Origin of the sequence: Paraburkholderia sp. J10-1 (assembly GCF_905220165.1) — a bacterium.
In the GTDB taxonomy this organism is placed as follows: domain Bacteria; phylum Pseudomonadota; class Gammaproteobacteria; order Burkholderiales; family Burkholderiaceae; genus Paraburkholderia.
The window spans coordinates 1-635 of the sequence record NZ_CAJMYW010000065.1 but is presented as its reverse complement, the minus strand read 5'-3'; the positions used below and the strand labels follow the sequence as shown (position 1 = coordinate 635).

Below are 635 nucleotides of genomic sequence, written 5' to 3'. Positions count from 1 at the left end.
GGTGCTGCGTTGGGCGGCGGCGGTTGGCATGGCCTTTACCGGGTTGATCGGGCTGTCGCCACTGTCGTCGGAAGAGCGCGAACGGCTTTTCGAGCGGCTGCTCGATGAGCCGTCGTGGACGAGCCTAAGTGCACCCGGGTCGCCGTCAACCTAGGGCAGTGCACTGTACGCGTTCCGGCGATTGTCGCCATTGGCATCGCACCGGCAGGGCCAAAAAGTGGGGCAGTCACGAGCCGGTCGGGCTATTTGAGCCGTTCCTGTCACGCTCATGCGGGCCGGCGTGAGCGTCCCAGATCAACCGTGGATCGAACTGCATCGTGGCCGTCATCGTCAGCAGGACCACGGCTGCAAAGGCGACCGCGCCCCAGCCTGACGTCGCAGAAGCGACAGACCTGAAATTGACGAGCGCGATCGTAAGCGCAATGACAAAAATATCGAGCATTGACCAGCGGCCGAGGCGCTCAATGACCCGGAACAGCTTCGTACCCACCAACGGATGGCAGCGCGAAGTACAACCCGCTGTCCAGGCGAGGAACGCGAGCGCGACGAGCTTGAGTAGCGGGAAAGCGACACTCGCGATGAAGACAACCGTAGCAATCGCCCAGTCCCCACTGCGCCAGAAATGAACAATGCCA

At 62.4% G+C, this 635-nt stretch carries 1 protein-coding gene; it reads right to left on the bottom strand.

The window, feature by feature from the left end:
* Positions 1–226 precede the first annotated feature (226 nt).
* On the bottom strand, positions 227–635 hold a 409-nt coding region (locus U5A65_RS40705; RefSeq protein WP_321949725.1), incomplete at its 5' end, for a paraquat-inducible protein A.